This window comes from Vibrio sp. RM-41-2B, assembly GCF_024744415.1.
Taxonomy (GTDB): Bacteria; Pseudomonadota; Gammaproteobacteria; order Enterobacterales; family Vibrionaceae; genus Vibrio; species Vibrio diabolicus.
Genome location: NZ_JAMQWD010000015.1, coordinates 271,876 through 289,217, shown reverse-complemented (window position 1 = coordinate 289,217; position 17,342 = coordinate 271,876). Strand labels below are relative to the sequence as shown.

Sequence of the window (17,342 nt, the reverse complement as noted above, 5' to 3'; positions counted from 1 at the left end):
TAAATCCAATATAAAAAAGATTTATTTTGATATGGAAAATATATGGAATTTCGCTACCTGAAGTATTTTGTCGCGGTCGCCGAGACTCGTCACTTTACCCGAGCCGCTGAACAGTTAGGGATTGCGCAACCTCCTTTAAGTCAACAAATCAAAAAGTTAGAGCACGAGCTTGGCGTGGACCTATTTAAGCGCTTGTCTAGAGGAGTAGAGCTGACTCAGGCAGGGAAAGTCTTTTATACGGATGCGGTAAATATTCTTGCTGATGTGGAACGCGCTAAAGCAAAAGCTCGACAGATTGCCCGTGGTGAAAATACGCAGGTTAAAATCGGGTTCGCAACGTCAACATCAACCTGCATTAAGGTATTAGAGAGGGTGGGGCGAATTCAAGAGGATGGAGTTCACTTACAGACGGCGGAACTGTCAATGCCAGAGCTTGCCGCTCAGTTAAAAAGCAAACAACTTGATCTCGCAATCATGCGTTTGCCCTGTTACGCCAGTGAGCCTTTTGAGCACAAGGTGTTGTTTAATGACCCGTTTGTCGCGGTGATTCCGGCGTGGCACGAGCTGGCAAAGTATCCCTGTATCCAGATGAAACAGTTGAGAGACCATAAAATTTTACTGTTTCCACGAGAGACTGGACCTGCATTGTTTGATGGCATGAGCACACTTTTTGCCGACGCAGGAGTAAGACTCGAACCACAGTTTGCAGCACCGCAACTTCGTACGACGATTGCCATGGCGCAGGCTGGGTTAGGTATTGCTCTCGTTCCGCGTTCACTGGCTGAACATCTCGATGATTCTGCGACAGTCGCCGAGATTGATGATATCCCTCTCACTAGTCGTGTTGTTGTTGCTTGGGAGGCATCTAATCTCAATAAACAAGCGTTAAAAGTAGCTATGAACATCGGTCATGTTGAGGCTTAAAGATGAGTCATCGAACTGGCTCTGATAGCCACAGGCAAATGTGATACTCTCCCTCGTTATATGCAAAGCTATGCTTTGGTTGAATAGACAAATCTTACTCAACGAATAGAACTTACTGAGGATGTACCAATGATATACGCTGCGGTCTTTGATATGGACGGGTTGCTGATTGATTCAGAACCTTTGTGGAAGGAAGCGGAAAGGCAGGTGTTTTCATCAGTTGGCGTCCAAGTGACCGAAGTCTTATCAAAGCAGACTGCGACGATGACGACAGGTGAAGTAACAAGGTTTTGGTATGAACGTAATCCTTGGCAAGAAAAGAGCCTAGACGAAGTAGAGAATGCTGTTGTGGATAAAGTGGAGGCATTAATAATTGAAAAAGGATGCGAATTAGAGGGGGTTACAGAAACACTCAAATTGCTTAAGGAAAAAGGGTTTAAGATAGGGTTGTCTACTAATTCACCTTATCAACTCATTCCCATCATTTTGAACAAACTCGGTATTGCCAATTACTTTGACGCGATATCATCCTCAGACGATGTAGAACAGGGCAAGCCAGAGCCAGATGTCTACCTTTCAACAATCAATAAACTAGGTGTAGATTCAAGTAACTGTATTGCCTTTGAAGACTCTTATTCGGGTATGCTTGCGGCAACACGAGCAAACATAAAAACAGTCGTGATACCTCAACCTGATAAGTTCTACCAAGAGTTTAATGAAGCCAGTCTAAAGCTGCAAAAGCTATCAGAGTTTAATGAAAGCCATTTAGTGAATTTAATAGGATAAAGCTATTCATTACGATTGGTAATATTTATGACAGATGTCATACCATATGGAGAGCTTTGATGAGATGTTAGTTGCTTATGTGTAGGAGTGGTGAGGGATGAAATGAAGCTTAATGTCGTTGCATATTTGATCAAAGAAGGCTACGAAGAGGCCGATATAATCAACCCTAAGAAACAAGAAGAAAGGTGAAGTGCACTTGCCATTTTTTTTCAAAAGTAAACCTGCGTCATCACAGTAGACGGTTACAAAACATGGGTTTTACGGTTGAACTAGCCAAGATAGATGCATAAAAAGACTAACAAAGCATTTAAGAGGGACTCCCGAGGCTTGTCATTTTTAGGTTTCGTTTTTGCAGTGTAGTGGTTTCGGGTTAGTGATAGCGTTGTTTACAACTTAATGCGGCGTTAAACCGCAAGGATGATGGATGATTAAAGCGCAAATATATGATGTATTTTGTGATGAATTGGCTAAAGGTAACCCTTGTGGCGTTGTCGAACTAAATCACTGGCTGAGTGATTCTGAGTTACTTCAAATCACTCATCAGGTCGCTCAACCTGTCACATCATTTGTGGTTCAGTCTGGCAGTGACTACCACATTCGCTGGTTTAGCCTAGAAGGAGAGATCAACCTATGCGGACACGGAAGTTTGGGCGCAGGCGCTGCAATCATTTCCAACTATCATCAGAATGAGGTCATTCTAAAAAGCCAATATGGTCATATTACCGTTACTGAACTGGATGGAATGTATCGGATAGTGATGCCAAGTTGGCAAGCAAAGCCTCATGTAATCCCCTTGGATATTTCAGGCTTTTCCAATCGCCCCGTAGATGCTTTTACAACGCGTGATTTGGTTGTTGTTCTCGAATCCGAAGATGATGTTGCTCACTGTAAGCCTAACTTTGATGAGCTGATTAAAATTGATGAGTTTCATGCAGTCATCGTGACGGCTCAAAGCTCTGATAGTGGCTATGTGCTGCGTTACTTTGCACCTAAAATCGGTATTTCAGAGGATCTTGCCACAGGCTCAGCTCAGTGCTCATTGGCGCCTTATTGGTTTGAAAAACTGGGCAAAGAAAAACTGAGGGCTCGCCAGCTATCTCGCGCTGGTGGTTATTTTGAAGTGGCGCGCGGTTCAGAATCTACTATCGTATTGTCTGCACACGTGAAAAGTCGGACTTGAATGCAAACGCCTCTAGCTCTTATACAAGATCTAGAGGCATCCATTTTTTATTGACTAAAAAGTGCCGAGCTAAGATTTTAATCCTGCAGCGGTCATCATGACGCGAAACAGCATTGATACGAACCCCAGAGCGAGCACACTGGCCGCCCAGATCCCAATCATCCATGCCCACTGGCGACACCAATTTTTGATTTTCATACTCACTCCTTATCAACTCGTTAATGGTACGCTTCGTCTTCTTTCACTTTTCCAGAGAAGACGTAGTAACTCCAAAAGGTGTAAGCCAGAATTATCGGGATGATGATCACTGCTCCAACGAGCATAAAGCGCTGACTGCTTGCAGGAGCGGCTGCTTCCCATATTGATATGCTAGGAGGAATGATATTTGGCCAGATACTGATGCCAAGCCCTGCGAACCCGAGAATCACGATCACCAATGCCATCACGAAAGGGCTGCGCTCTTTTCGCTTTTTAACGGAGTCGGCAATCTTCAAACATACCAGCCCAGTAATGACAGATACGGGCAATAAGTAGAACAAATTAGGCAGAGAAAACCATCTTTCCGCAATGGCAGGGTAAGCAAGTGGGGTCCAAGCGCTCACAATGACTAATGCGGAGATCATCGCCAGTAGTGTTTTGTTAGTGAAGCGGTACATCGTGTTTTGCAGTGCACCTTCCGTTTTCATGATGAGCCATGTGCTACCAAGCAGTGCGTACGTTGCGACTAAACCCAAACCACAAAAGATGGGAAAAGGGGTGAGCCAGTCTAGTTGGCTACCTACGAAAACGCGGTTTTCCACCGCAAAGCCTTGAATTACCGCGCCAACAACGATGCCTTGGAAAAACGTGGTTAAAATCGAGCCGACCATAAAAGAGCGATCCCAGAACTTTAAGTGGTTTTCCAATGCTTTAAAGCGAAACTCAAACGCTACGCCACGAAAGATCAAAGCAATCAACATCAACGTCAAAGGGATGGTTAGCGCTTCAATAATTACCGCGTAAGCCATCGGAAAAGCGCCAAATAGAGATGCGCCTCCAAGCACAATCCAAGTTTCGTTGCCGTCCCAAACTGGCGCGACACTGTTGACCATGACGTCTTTTTGTTTTTCATCCTTGATGAAGGGCATCAGTATTCCAATACCCAAATCGAAGCCATCCATGATGATGTACATCAAAGTGGCAAAAACGATGATCGCGAACCAAATCACGGATAAATCAAAATGCATATTCTTTACCTTCACTTTGTGACAAATTCTAGATGCGGCCTGAAACGGTCGTCATGTCGTGCTCATCGTGTTCGATTGCATCGGGGCCTTTCTTGATTTGGTGGATCATGTAGTAATAACCAAAACCAAATACCAAGCTGTATACAACAAGGAAACACAGCAGGCTGATGCTCATTTGTAGGTCTCCGTGTGCAGAAACCGCATCACGCGTTTTTTGTACGCCATACACCACCCAAGGCTGCCGACCAACCTCTGTCGTAAACCAGCCAGCGAGTATTGCGATAAGACCAGATGGCCCCATAAATAATGAAAACTTGAGGAACCAACGCGAGGTATAAAGCGTGTTCTTTTTTCGTAACCACATGCTGTAGAAGCTCTGAAAAATCATCAGAAGTCCTAGCCCGACCATGATTCGAAATGACCAAAAGACGATAGGTGAGTTCGGTCGTTCCTCTTTCGGGAAGTCTTTCAGCGCCGGGATTGGCTCAGTTAAACTGTGGCGTAGGATCAAACTTCCTAGAACAGGAATTTCTAAGGCATAGTCTGTGCGTTCTTGTTCCATGTTTGGCATGCCGAACAAAATTAATGGGGTTGGTTTGCCATCACTGTTATCCCAATGTCCTTCGATGGCAGCGATTTTGGCGGGCTGGTGTTCCAGAGTGTTTAACCCGTGTACATCGCCAATCACAGCTTGAAGTGGCGCAAGGAACACTAAGATCCCGAGCGACATCGAAAACATGGTCTTTACCGCAGTCGATTGATTGCCTTTCAATAAATGCCAAGCTGCTGACGAGCCTACAAAGAGTGCAGAGCTGACAAAAGCCGCGACGCTCATGTGCGCCAAACGATAAGGAAATGAAGGATTGAAAACGATAGCAAACCAGTCGGTTGGTACCACGCGTCCGTCGACAATTTCATAGCCTTGTGGCGTTTGCATCCAACTGTTGGAGGCGAGAATCCAGAAGGTTGAAATGATCGTGCCTAACGCCACCATCAAGGTTGCAAAAAAGTGCAGCTTTTCGCCGACGCGACGCCAACCAAACAGCATCACGCCAAGAAATCCGGCTTCGAGAAAGAAAGCCGTTAACACTTCATAAGTCAGTAATGGGCCAGTGATAGAGCCAGCGAAGTCGGAGAAACCACTCCAGTTGGTGCCGAATTGATAGGCCATGACAAGACCAGATACAACGCCCATTCCAAAGTTAACCGCAAAAATTTTCGACCAGAAGTGATAGAGCCTTTGGTAATCGGGATTACGTGTTTTTAGCCATAAACCTTCCAACACGGCGAGGTAGGTGGCCAAACCTATGGTGATAGCGGGGAAAATAATATGAAAGGATACCGTAAAGGCGAACTGTATCCGTGCAAGCATAAATGCGTCGAGGCCAAACATTAAACTTCCTTTGATCTTTTAAGTTTTATGAGAGAGCTATTTTAAAAGGAGCGGAATAGGGGAAGTAGGTACAGACAGTGACTATAAACCTATAACAGATTAAATGCCAAAGTGTTATTATTTTGAATTCAGCTTTATGGAGGGGGATTCGCGTGTGGCGAAGTATCAAGAATTAGTGGAACAGCTTAAAAGGCAGATAAAATCGGGGATATGGCATCCGGGTGACAAGCTGCCTTCGCTGCGTCGCCAATCTGAACACTCGGGTTTGAGCTTGATGACGGTATTGCACGCTTATCAAATTCTGGAATCTCAAGGCTGGGTAACGTCCCAGCCGCGCTCTGGTTATCGAGTCGCTCCCAATATTAAGAGTTCAAATGAACCTCAAGCACCAGCAGCGGTTTCGTGGACAGAGCAGGTAGACATCAATGAGTTTATCTTTGATGTTCTGCAGGCGAGTAAAAATCCATCCATGATCAATTTTGGCTTTGCCTATCCAGACCCAAGTTTGTACCCACGATATCACGTGAATCGGGCGATGAGCGCAGCCGCTCGCAATATGCCGATTTCCACCACCTTTGATAACTTACCGCCGGGAAACGAACAATTACGCACCATCATCGCGAAGCGTTATGCTGCGAAAGGCATTGAAATTTCACCCGATGAAATTGTCATTACGGCAGGCGCGCTGGAGGCGTTAACGCTCAGTTTGCAAGCTTGTACAAGACCGGGAGATTGGGTGGTTGTGGAGTCGCCTGCATTCTATGGCGCATTGCAATCCTTAGAGCGGTTAGGTTTGAAAGCGCTCTCAGTAAGAACAGACCCGGTCACGGGCATTGACCTAGATTCATTGGAACGAGCGCTGCAAACACACGATGTGAAAACATGTTGGCTTATGTCGAACTTCCAGAATCCTCTGGGTTTTACGCTCTCCAACGAGAAAAAACAAAAGCTGATTGAGCTGACACAGCGATATAACGTGCCAGTGATTGAAGATGATGTGTACAGCGAACTGCATGCCGAGAATGACTCGGTTTACCCACTAAGAATGTTTGATGACACGGGCAATACCATGCTGTGCTCCTCGTTTTCAAAATCATTAATCGCAGGGCTACGTATTGGTTGGGTTGCGGCGGGAAAGCGGGCGCTAGAGGTACAAAAGTTACAGTTAATGAGTACGTTAGCGACGAGTGCACCAGTGCAAATGACATTGGTGCACTATTTAACAAGCCGCAATTATGAATCGCATTTGAAGCAGTTACGGAAAAAGCTGTTTGAACGTAAAAATAAGATGACGGATCTGCTTAGTGAGCTGTTACCTGGAGAAGTCAAAGTGTTAAGCCAAAGCGGCGGGTACTTTATTTGGTTAGAGCTTCCCAAGCATATCGATGCCTTGCCGATATATCGAAAAGCGCTAAAAGACAATATCAGTATCGCACCAGGAAAGATGTTCAGCCTGACAGAACAATACGATCACTGTATTCGTCTTAACGCTTCTTTTGAGCTCAATGACAAATACGTCCATGCTCTCAATCTGCTTGCCAACATTATTCGCGAACATTTGGCAAAATAGCGACTTTCTTCAGTTTTTTGGTTTAATGGAGCGCGCCGGATTTCCAGCAACTCGATCGCCTGGCGCAACATCTTTGGTTACGACAGAGCCAGCGCCGACGACGGCCTCATCGCAAATGGTCACGCCTGGCAGTATGATTGCGCCCCCACCAATCCAAACGTTATTGCCGATTTTGACCGGTTTGGCGATCTCATCTCCGGCTAAGCGTCTTTGTGTATCGAGTGAATGAGCGGCTGTGTAAATTTGCACTCTAGGCCCAATCATGACGTTCGCACCAATCTCAACCTGTCCATTGTCCAGAATAATGGCATCCCAGTTGATGTAGGTGTTTTCCCCGATGGACAAGTGACAACCGTAGGTAAGTTGAAGCGGTGGCTCTATACAGGCGCTGTTTTCTAATTGGACGCCCATTTCCGCCAATAGTTGTCTACGGATATCTGGGTTTGGCTCGTGGTTAAATTGGAAGACAAGCTGCGCAGTGTTGGCGCGCATTAGCTTTAGTTCTTCATCCAGGCAATTATAGGTTTCTCTAGAGCGCATCCGAGTCAGTTCTGACATAACAATCATTCCATTAATGGTTTGCAGTTGAGACCACAATGATAAGTGAGTGTTTCAGTCAATAGGGGATTTTTATTATGAAATCAGAGGCTTATCACTGATTTATATTCAATAGGTTAGTTTTGAGTAAGCACTCGTTAAGAGTCATTCAAATAGAGAAGTGAAGTGAATTGGGTAAGTTCTTTTTAGCAGGGGAGGAAAGTATAGATTGGATGTTGCTTTCCTCTCCACAGCTTGATTTGGAGCATTTATTGGCTGTCCCACATCACTTCGCACTCTTCTTTAATTGCCGATTTTAAAAGCTCAATAAGTGGAAATGCTCTGCGTCCTAAACTGACCGTTTGTTCCTCTTGCTCCTCATCTTCTTCCATTGCTTGACTGTTGTTCTGCTCTATCGCTTCTTGTGCTGCGAGAGCGGAGGTCAATCTAGATAGAGCATCAGGGATGTCTTGAGCGGAAATTGACCCTGGTACTGAGCCACTATGCCCCATCATTTTGATCATCTTTATCGCAATATCGCCAAACATAGTGACGTTCGAGTGGCTATGGCAACGAAATGTAATAAGCATTTACCTGCTCCTGTTTTAGGTGTTCATTTGAGTATAAATGGTATCTGAGACACGAGGCAATTTAATCCGATAATTCGCAATCTTTCAGATAGCTATCTATCTTTAACGAAAGACAAACATAAGGAGATGATTTTGTTGAACTCCCAATTAAAGACGTTGATTTGGCGGCTTCACAAGCGAATATTTACGTTGCTTACGGTGTTATGCATATGGTCACCTTCTGTCGTTGCTCAACCTTCCATTGTTTTTGGTGTCGTACCGCAACAGTCAGCGACCAAACTAGTGCAACAATGGCAGCCATTACTGCAACGCTGGGGAGATCTTGCTGGCGTTGAGATTAAGTTTGCCACGGCACGTGATATTCCCACATTCGAAGCTCGCTTGATGGCTGGAGCCTACGACATTGCATACATGAACCCATATCACTTTACGTTGGTGAATCAAAACCCAGGTTATATGGCTTTAGCAAGAGCGAAAAATAAGCGCATCACAGGCATTATTGTAGCAAGGCGAGGGAAGTCGGTTTCCCTTGATGAGCTGCAAGACAAGACCATCGCTTTTCCTGCCCCACGAGCATTTGCTGCTTCTATCATCACACAATCAGAGTTGGCGCAGAAAGGCATCAAGTTTACGCCTAAATACGTCGGTTCGCACGACTCAGTCTATTTGGGGGTACTTAAAGGTTTGTACATTGCTGGTGGTGGCGTGAAGCGTACCTTTGAGAGCTTACCGAGTGAAATAAAAGACCAACTTAGCATCATTTATACAACTGCTGGTTATACGCCTCATGCTATTGCGGTTTCAAATAATGTCGATGAAGAGATTACTCTTGCCTTACGAAAGGCAATTGCGCAACTTAATGACGATCCAAAAGCACAGGAGAGTTTTATTTTACTCAACATTGACGGGTTACAGCTTGCACAAGACCAAGATTGGCAAGATGTTGTTCAATTGGGAATCTCAAGATAAATGGTTGTCCTATGACGCTGCGTTCGAAAACGATACTTGGCATTGCTCTTATTGAGGCCCTTGCGCTCGGTGTACTCATCATTAGTGGGCTTAATTGGTTGGAAAGTTCCAACGAGACTAGCCTCGAGGTTGGGAGCCAACACTTGGTGAGTGTATTTGCTCAGGCGTCGAGAGATGCGGTGATTGCGACGGACTTAGCCTATCTAGACAGTTTTGCTCGCTCAGTCGTGAGTGAGCGCGAGCTGGCTTATATTCGTATTGTTAACCAAGATGGCGTCGAGCTGACGCTACAGGGGGATTACAGCGGTGTTGATACTGGTGTGAGACCGTTTGATGTGACCGATGGAGTTTACGATGTTGCGCAAGAGATTACTCTTGGAGAGCAGACTTTCGGTAAGGTTGAAATGGGTGTGAATGTTGAACATGTACATCAAGTTCTTTCATTTGCGACTCAAGCAAGTTTGGTTATCGCCTTTATTGAAATGTCGCTGGTGGCCATGTTTTCGTATGCTCTCGGTAGCTATTTGATGAAGCGGCTCGATCTTCTTCGTACAGGGGTAATCAAGGTTTCACAGCAAGGTCCGGGTTCGCAAATTTCGATTTCAGGCAATGACGAAGTTACACGTGTTGGCGAAGCGTTTAACCAAATGTCACGCTCTTTAGCGCAAGCGCAAACTAAACTTCAGCAAGAGCATCAAACCCAGCAACAGTTATCGGCCAAAATATCGCAGCTTGCTGAGGTTGCTGAACATGCGCGTGATACCATCATCATTACTCACCCTGACGGCACTATTGCATGGGTAAACCCTGCGTTTGAACAGCTAACCGAATATACGTTGGAAGAAGTTATTGGCAAATCGCCGGGCGAGTTACTCCAAGGGCCAGACACAGACCCAAATACGGTAGCATTGCTCTCAAAAAGTGTCCGTAATCACTCTCCTATTAGGGTTGAAATACTCAACTATACCAAGTCGAAGCACCCATATTGGGTCGAGTTGGAGCTCTCTCCTGTGTTTGATGAAGATGGCGGGCTGTTACGTTTTATTGCGGTAGAGCGTGACATCACCGACAGGCGCAGGATGGAGAGGCGTCTGTCGTCTGCTTTAGATAAATCGAAAAAGGCGATGCAAGCCAAATCGGAATTTTTGGCGAACATGAGCCATGAGATTCGCACCCCAATGAACGCGATCATGGGGATCAGCGAGATATTGCTTGAGAACGAAAACCGTCGAGAGCCAAGGGAGTTATTACTCTTGCTGCACAAATCTGCCAACAACCTTGTGACGATCATTAACGACATCCTCGACTACAGCAAAGTAGAAGCGGGCAAGTTGACGTTAGTTGAAGAGGAGTTTGACTTGCGTTCACTCGTCGAGAGTTGCACCGCTTTGTGTGCCTATCAGGCGGATAAAAAGAACCTTAAGTTGTTGGTTGATATGCCATTGTCTATGAATACGGTCGTGGTCGGCGATAAAGGTCGGATTAATCAAATCTTGCTTAACTTGATCGGTAATGCGGTGAAATTCACGGATGAAGGCCATGTGCTACTCAAAGTCAGAGAAAGTGAGCACGGTTTTGATTTTTCCGTGAGTGATACGGGCATTGGTATTCCCGAAGATCGATTGGCTCATATTATGGATAAGTTTGAGCAGGTCGATACCTCCGCGACAAGACGCCATGAAGGTACAGGCTTGGGGTTGGCAATCTCAAAACGTTTGATCAGCATGTACAACGGCGAGCTTTGTGTGCATTCGGATTTTGGCAAAGGGTCGTGTTTTAGCTTTAGTTTGCAGTTGCCTAAGCAAAGTCAGTTTCTTGCCGATCCGATAGAGCTGAGTGCAAATCGACTATTGTTGATTGATGATTATCAACCGCGCGTGCAACACTTGATACATTTAGCTCAAGAGATTGGCATTGAAGTTACTCATGCCAACGATTGGTCAACTGCGCAGTCTTTGGGTAAAAAATTGGATCGTTTTGATCGTATCCTCGCGAGTGTAAACAATGCTCAAGATAGAGATGCGCTCTATGAGCTTGATGCGACAGAATCCGCCGCCAAACGGGTACTGTTCCTTGCACCTTGCGTGATGGAGGAAGGGCAGGCATGGTCGTGCGAGCGGGATCGTTTATTGCCGCAACCGGTCACGCAGCATAAACTGCAAGCTCTGTTTTCTACTAAGACACAAAAGCGTCGAGAACTTTCCTCAGATGAGAACCCTGACTTTTCTAGCCTGCACCTATTAGTCGCAGAAGACAGCCATATCAATCGAATATTGATTGAAAAAATGTTGCAAGACACAGGTGTTAAACTGACGTTGGCGGAAGATGGTGTTGAAGCCGTTGAACTTTATAAACAGCTTTCTCCGGACTTGGTGATTACCGATATTTCTATGCCAAACAAAGATGGTTTTGGCGTGACAAAAGACATTCGTGAGTTACAGGAAAGTGGCGCGTTTCCTTGGTGTCCAATCGTCGCGTTTTCCGCACATGCGATGCAAGAGCAGCAACAAAAAAGTATCGCATTAGGTATGGATGATTACCTGACAAAACCAGTTCAGAAAAGTGATTTGCTTAATATGATCGCGAAGTGGGGATGCCATACCCTTGCAGAGGAAAAGCACGCTTCTGTTTAGTGTTTCGGTTAGATTAAATCGGCTCAAAAAAACGAGCATGTTATTAAACATGCTCGTTTGTAGTTGTGTATCGTGGGTTGAGCAATTTACAAGCTGTTTGGGTCACCCAAAGCGAGTGCTACTTTGGAAGACGGACGTTTACCTAATGCATGGCAAATTTGCCAACCTGCTTGATTGATGATGTTGAGATCAATCCCCGTTTCAATCCCAAGTTGCTCACAAAGATAAAGCACATCTTCCGTTGCAACATTGCCACTGGCACCTTTCGCGTAAGGGCAGCCGCCCAAACCAGCAACCGCACTATCAATGGTGTTGATGCCCATTAACAAGGCTTGGTAAATATTGGCCAAAGCTTGTCCATAGGTGTCATGAAAATGTACCGCGAGCGCGTCTTTTGGCAGTTGTGTTAACAGCGAATCCAGCATGGCGATAACGCGATTAGGCGTTGCTTTACCGACAGTATCGCCCAGAGATATTTCATAACATCCCATATCAAACAGCGCATTCGCGACCTTGGTGGTTTGCTCTGGTTTTATTTTTCCCTCGTAGGGGCAAACCATAGTGCAAGACAAGTATCCGCGCACAGGTATGTTGTGCTGGTTCGCCAGTTCGATAACCGGCTCAAAACGGGCTAGGCTATCTGCAATGCTGCAGTTAATGTTCTTTTGGCTGAACGCCTCCGAAGCCGAACCAAACACCGCAATTTGCTTTACGCCACTTTCCAGCGCACGTTCTAACCCTGCTAGGTTTGGTGTGAGCGCACTATAAACCACGTCAGGCTTTTGTATGATACTTGAAAATACTTGATCGGAATCGGCCATTTGAGGCACCCATTTCGGCGAGACAAAAGAGCCTGCTTCAATGTGTTTTAAGCCACTGGTGCTTAGTTGGTTAATCAAACGGATTTTATCAATCAGCGTCACTGCCGTTTCATTCTGCAAGCCATCACGAGCACCAACTTCGACGATATTAACCTTCGCTGGTAGCATATTCGTGCTCCTTATCTTCACAGACATTTTCGAGTGCAGAAATTAAATGCAGCAGGATGGAACCATGCTGTACTTGGTCTCCATGTTGATAAAACACTTCATCAACGGTCGCAGCTACCGGAGCGGTAATGGTGTATTCCATTTTCATTGCTTCTAGCACTAACAGCGGATCGCCCGCCGCCACTTTGTCACCTTTATTCACCATGACCGCCGAGATCACGCCGTTCAGTGGTGCGGTTGGACTTAGTTCATCGTCTGCATCTTTTGCAGAGTCAAAGTTAGGTTGATGAGCAAACGTGCGCTGCTGACCAAGATAAAACAGCGTTGTCTGTTGCTCGTCGCTAAGTACATTAAAGGTGTAACGCACATTATCAATATCGACGATAAACTGGTTGCCACTTTCAAGCAGGATGACCTGATGCAACTCCTCGCCGCATCGGATAGTGAAGTGAGAACCTGTATCCTGCGATGATTGTTGCAAACGTACCTGATGGTTGGCATTGGCATCCGTGAAGTTAAATCGATAAACGTTGTCAACCGACAGTCTAAAACCTTGTTTGGTTGGCGCGGGTAACGTTGAGCTGTCTGATTTTGAAATGAGATCATTCCAGCGAGCGACCGCTGCCAACGTTAGCCAGATAGAATCTGACACATTTTGCTGCGCGCTAATGCCTTGCTGATGTTTAACCAGGAAGTCGGTATCAAGTTCGATATTGGCAAAGGCTGGCTGCGAAATAATGCTGTGCAGATAACCAATGTTTGTCGTTACTCCACGTACGTGATATTGAGTTAACGCCTGTTTAAGCTGTTTGAGCGCGATATCACGTGTTTGGCCCCAGACGATCAGTTTGCTGATCATCGGATCGTAGTATTCGCTGATGGTATCGCCTTGAGCAACACCACTATCAACACGTACACAAGCTAGGCGCACATCCTTGTCTGATAATGGTTCTTTTAAGTAATCAATGCGGCCCGTCGACGGCATAAAGTCGTTGTCTGCATCTTCGGCGTAAATTCGTAGCTCGATTGAATGACCGTTGTGGGTGATTTCAGATTGCGAGATCGGTAAATGCTCACCTACTGCGACTTTTAATTGCCACTCCACCAAATCAACGCCGGTGATCAATTCAGTGACAGGGTGTTCAACTTGCAGACGGGTATTCATCTCCATGAAGTAGAATTGACCTCGGCTATCGAGTAAGAACTCCACCGTGCCAGCGCCAACATAGTCGATCGCTTGAGCGGCCTGAACCGCGGCTTTACCCATTTGTTTACGCAGTTCATCACTAAGACCGGGAGCTGGCGCTTCTTCGACTACTTTTTGATGACGACGCTGAATGGAACAATCACGATCAGAAAGATAGACACAGTTGCCATGCTGGTCAGCAAATACCTGAACTTCCACGTGGCGAGACTGCAATATGCATTTTTCGATTAGAAGCTGCTTATCGCCAAAGCTTGAAAGTGCTTCACGCTGCGCACCGTCGATGGCCAAGGGCATTTCGGCTGCGCTATTGACCACTCGCATGCCTTTACCGCCGCCACCTTGTGTTGCTTTAAGCATCACTGGGTAACCGATTTTTTCCGCTTCCGCTAATAAATGCTCAACGCTATTGTCTGTGCCGTGGTAGCCCGGAACCAAGGGCACGTTCGCCTCTGACATGATTGCTTTGGCTTGAGATTTAGAACCCATTGCCTCAATTGCGCTGGTGGAAGGGCCAATAAAGACGATGCCATTTTCGCTGCACGCTTTGGCTAGTTTCGGGTTCTCGGAAAGAAAACCATACCCAGGGTGGATAGCATCGGCTTGCCATTTTTTCGCAGCGCCGATAATCGCATCGATATCAAGATACGACTCACTCGCCGGAGCAGGGCCAATGAATTCAGCGAAATCCGCTTGTTTAACATGTAAGCTGCTGCGATCCGCTTCGGAATAGACGGCAACCGTCTCTATAGCCATGCTTTTTGCGGTTTTAATGATTCGGCATGCAATTTCACCGCGGTTTGCGATCAGTATTCTTTTAAACATGATTCCTCCAATTGGCGGCGCGCTTTTCAAAAAACGCAGTCAGCCCTTCTTGTCCTTCGCTGGACACGCGGGCGGTTGCTATGGCTTGGCTAGTGTATTCAATTAATGAGTGATCGATAGGTTGGTTATCACAACGTAAACAAAGTGCTTTTGCCGCCTGCATGGCTTGTGGACCGTTGTTGAGCAGGTGATCAATGGTGCGATTGACGGCTTCACGTGGTTGAGAGTCGATCTGATGAAGAATATTCATCGATAGCGCAGTTTCGGCATCGATCAATTCCGCGGTTAAAAAATAGCGTCGGCTTTGCCTTTGTCCAATCGCTCGGATTACGTAAGGTCCGATGGTAGCGGGTAATAAACCGAGCTTCACTTCACTCAAACAGAAGCGACTTTCAGGTGTACCGATAGCGATATCGCAGCAGCAGATAAGCCCAAGTGCGCCGCCAAATGCCGCGCCATGCACCATAGCAATGGTTGTTTTTTTAAAGGTATCCAGCGTATGCAAAAGTTTTGCTAGTTGCTGTGCATCTTGCAGGTTTTCACTTTCGGTTTTGGTTGCCATTGATTGCATCCAGCCCAGATCTGCTCCCGCAGAAAAGTGTTTTCCCTGTGCACTTAACACCAGTGCACGGAGAGAGTCGTCCTTTTCGAGCTGTTCTAGTGTCTCAATCAGTGAGGCAATCAATTCGTCATTAAACGCGTTGTGTTTTTCTGGCCGATTGAGGCTCAACCAGGCAACGCCATTGCTGTCTTTTTCAAGCAGTAGTCCGGTCATGTGACTTCCTTTGTCTGACATTTCAGTCTGATATTCCAATACTCGCTAACCAGTACTCGGATAAACATCGGTGGATAGCGAGGAGTTAAGGCTTGCCTTGCATCTGACTACATACGGAAGATGCCAAATTTGCTGTCTGGTATCGGCGCATTAAGCGCAGCAGACAGAGCAATGCCGACAACATCACGTGTTTTTGCAGGATCAATAATCCCATCGTCCCACAGGCGAGCACTGGCGTAATACGCATGGCTTTGAGTTTGGTACTGTTCAGCTATCGGACGCTTAAATGCTTCTTCTTCTTCAGTGCTCCAGTTTTCACCTTTGCGCGTTTTTATATCGCGGGTTACTTGCGCCATCACGCCAGCTGCTTGCTCACCACCCATTACGGAGATGCGCGCGTTTGGCCACATCCACATCATGGTTGGATCATAAGCGCGGCCACACATGCCGTAGTTGCCTGCGCCATACGAACCACCAATAACCACGGTAAACTTTGGCACGTCTGCACACGCAACAGCAGTTACCATTTTCGCACCATGTTTGGCGATGCCTTCTGCTTCGTACTTCTGACCGACCATAAAGCCAGTGATGTTCTGCAAGAAAAGCAGAGGAATTTTGCGCTGTGCGCACAGCTCAATAAAATGCGCACCTTTCTGCGCCGATTCCGAAAATAGAATGCCGTTGTTAGCGACAATGCCAATTGGCATACCGTGGATATGGGCAAAGCCACAGACTAAGGTTTCACCGAACAAGGCTTTAAATTCATCGAACTGGGAATCATCAACGATTCGAGCAATCACCTCTTTAACATCAAACGGCTTTTTAAGATCGGTACCGACGATGCCGTACAGCTCTTGCGGAGTAAAGCGTGGTTCCTGTGGCGCTTTTTGCTTGAGTTGAACGGGTTTCAAGTGGTTGATTTGAGAGACAGCTTGTCTTGCCAGTTCTAACGCGTGGTGATCATTTTCAGCATAGTAATCGGCTACGCCAGACGTACGGCAGTGAACGTCTGCGCCACCAAGATCTTCCGCGCTGACTTCTTCACCTGTTGCTGCTTTTACAAGAGGAGGGCCAGCTAAGAAGATCGTACCTTGTTCTTTGACGATGATGGAAACGTCACACATGGCAGGAACGTAAGCACCGCCAGCGGTACATAGCCCCATGACCACCGCAATTTGCGGGATACCCTTGGCTGACATTCGAGCTTGGTTATAGAAAATACGGCCAAAATGGTCTTTGTCTGGAAATACTTCATCTTGGCGGGGTAGGTTAGCACCGCCAGAGTCGACCAAGTAAACACAAGGCAACTGACACTTCTCTGCGATTTCCTGTGCGCGTAAGTGCTTTTTAACCGTGAGCGGGTAGTAACTACCGCCTTTTACCGTCACGTCGTTGGCAACGATCATACACTCGGTGCCGTCTATTACACCCACGCCAGCAACCACGCCAGCGCATGGAACGTAATCTGGATACACATCCCAGCCAGCAAACTGACCGACTTCTAAAAAGGATGAGCCAGGGTCGAGTAGGGCAAGAATACGCTCACGAACCGGAAGTTTGCCTTTCTTCTGCTGATGCTCTCTTGCTTTCTCGCCGCCACCATCTTCGATTTGCGCGGTCACGGTATAGAGTTGATCCACAAGAGACGCCATAGAGCGGTAGTTTTCCTGATACTGCTCTGAATGGGTATTAATATTGGTCGTCAAACAAGCCATAAATAGCCGATCTCCATTCGGTAAAC

Annotated in this window: 16 protein-coding genes; 7 read left to right on the top strand and 9 right to left on the bottom strand. The window is 46.3% G+C overall.

The genetic code is table 11. From position 1 onward, the window contains the following. The first annotated feature begins 42 nt into the window (after positions 1–42). From NB463_RS11485 to NB463_RS11475, 4 genes are all read left to right on the top strand, one after another. On the top strand, positions 43–924 hold the full coding sequence (locus NB463_RS11485) for a LysR family transcriptional regulator (protein ID WP_258431488.1): 882 nt from the start codon (positions 43–45) through the stop codon (positions 922–924). 129 nt (positions 925–1,053) lie between these two features. Beyond that, complete coding sequence (gene hxpB, locus NB463_RS11480) at positions 1,054–1,710, top strand: hexitol phosphatase HxpB (protein ID WP_258431487.1); 657 nt, start codon at positions 1,054–1,056, stop codon at positions 1,708–1,710. Between the two features lie 185 nt (positions 1,711–1,895). Continuing rightward, positions 1,896–2,000: a DUF6119 family protein gene (locus NB463_RS23945; RefSeq protein ID WP_309474410.1), complete on the top strand. Its 105-nt coding sequence runs from the start codon at positions 1,896–1,898 to the stop codon at positions 1,998–2,000. Positions 2,001–2,134: 134 nt separating this feature from the next. Continuing rightward, on the top strand, positions 2,135–2,890 hold the full coding sequence (locus NB463_RS11475) for a PhzF family phenazine biosynthesis protein (RefSeq protein WP_258431485.1): 756 nt from the start codon (positions 2,135–2,137) through the stop codon (positions 2,888–2,890). A 69-nt stretch (positions 2,891–2,959) separates the two neighbouring features. Here the strand turns inward: NB463_RS11475 and NB463_RS11470 are convergent, their stop codons facing one another. From NB463_RS11470 to NB463_RS11460, 3 genes are read right to left on the bottom strand one after another with little or no spacing between them, the layout of a single operon-like run. Further along, positions 2,960–3,088, bottom strand: a complete 129-nt coding sequence (locus NB463_RS11470) for a DUF2474 domain-containing protein (protein WP_182032878.1) — start codon at positions 3,086–3,088, stop codon at positions 2,960–2,962. Between the two features lie 20 nt (positions 3,089–3,108). Next, on the bottom strand, positions 3,109–4,116 hold the full coding sequence (cydB, locus tag NB463_RS11465) for a cytochrome d ubiquinol oxidase subunit II (protein WP_258431484.1): 1,008 nt from the start codon (positions 4,114–4,116) through the stop codon (positions 3,109–3,111). Between the two features lie 28 nt (positions 4,117–4,144). Next, positions 4,145–5,509 carry a cytochrome ubiquinol oxidase subunit I gene (locus NB463_RS11460; RefSeq protein ID WP_258431483.1) on the bottom strand — a complete coding sequence of 455 codons (1,365 nt, stop codon included), beginning with the start codon at positions 5,507–5,509 and terminating at the stop codon, positions 4,145–4,147. A 154-nt stretch (positions 5,510–5,663) separates the two neighbouring features. Between NB463_RS11460 and NB463_RS11455 the strand changes: the two genes are divergently transcribed. Then, positions 5,664–7,079, top strand: coding sequence for an aminotransferase-like domain-containing protein (locus NB463_RS11455; protein ID WP_258431482.1), 1,416 nt, complete (start codon positions 5,664–5,666; stop codon positions 7,077–7,079). A gap of 9 nt (positions 7,080–7,088) precedes the next feature. On the opposite strand, the gene NB463_RS11450 is transcribed toward NB463_RS11455, so the two are convergent. Together NB463_RS11450 and NB463_RS11445 are read right to left on the bottom strand one after the other, a co-directional pair. Further along, positions 7,089–7,637 (bottom strand): sugar O-acetyltransferase, encoded by a 549-nt coding sequence (locus NB463_RS11450; RefSeq protein WP_258431480.1) that lies wholly within the window; start codon positions 7,635–7,637, stop codon positions 7,089–7,091. Positions 7,638–7,885: 248 nt separating this feature from the next. After that, positions 7,886–8,206, bottom strand: coding sequence for a DUF1840 domain-containing protein (locus NB463_RS11445; RefSeq protein ID WP_031427956.1), 321 nt, complete (start codon positions 8,204–8,206; stop codon positions 7,886–7,888). 132 nt (positions 8,207–8,338) lie between these two features. Here NB463_RS11445 and NB463_RS11440 point away from each other — a divergent pair, with 132 nt between their 5' ends. Beyond that, positions 8,339–9,175: a phosphate/phosphite/phosphonate ABC transporter substrate-binding protein gene (locus tag NB463_RS11440; RefSeq protein ID WP_309303488.1), complete on the top strand. Its 837-nt coding sequence runs from the start codon at positions 8,339–8,341 to the stop codon at positions 9,173–9,175. A gap of 11 nt (positions 9,176–9,186) precedes the next feature. Further along, entirely contained in the window at positions 9,187–11,808 is a 2,622-nt protein-coding gene (locus tag NB463_RS11435; protein ID WP_203347531.1) for an ATP-binding protein, read from the top strand. An 86-nt stretch (positions 11,809–11,894) separates the two neighbouring features. Here the strand turns inward: NB463_RS11435 and NB463_RS11430 are convergent, their stop codons facing one another. From NB463_RS11430 to NB463_RS11415, 4 genes are all read right to left on the bottom strand, one after another. After that, positions 11,895–12,797, bottom strand: a complete 903-nt coding sequence (locus tag NB463_RS11430; RefSeq protein ID WP_203347530.1) for a hydroxymethylglutaryl-CoA lyase — start codon at positions 12,795–12,797, stop codon at positions 11,895–11,897. After that, complete coding sequence (locus NB463_RS11425) at positions 12,778–14,826, bottom strand: acetyl/propionyl/methylcrotonyl-CoA carboxylase subunit alpha (protein WP_258431477.1); 2,049 nt, start codon at positions 14,824–14,826, stop codon at positions 12,778–12,780. The genes NB463_RS11430 and NB463_RS11425 overlap by 20 nt, the downstream gene beginning before the upstream one ends. Beyond that, positions 14,819–15,601: an enoyl-CoA hydratase-related protein gene (locus NB463_RS11420; protein WP_053807847.1), complete on the bottom strand. Its 783-nt coding sequence runs from the start codon at positions 15,599–15,601 to the stop codon at positions 14,819–14,821. The genes NB463_RS11425 and NB463_RS11420 overlap by 8 nt, the downstream gene beginning before the upstream one ends. Positions 15,602–15,708: 107 nt before the next feature. After that, complete coding sequence (locus NB463_RS11415; protein ID WP_053807846.1) at positions 15,709–17,316, bottom strand: carboxyl transferase domain-containing protein; 1,608 nt, start codon at positions 17,314–17,316, stop codon at positions 15,709–15,711. Between the last annotated feature and the right edge of the window lie 26 nt (positions 17,317–17,342).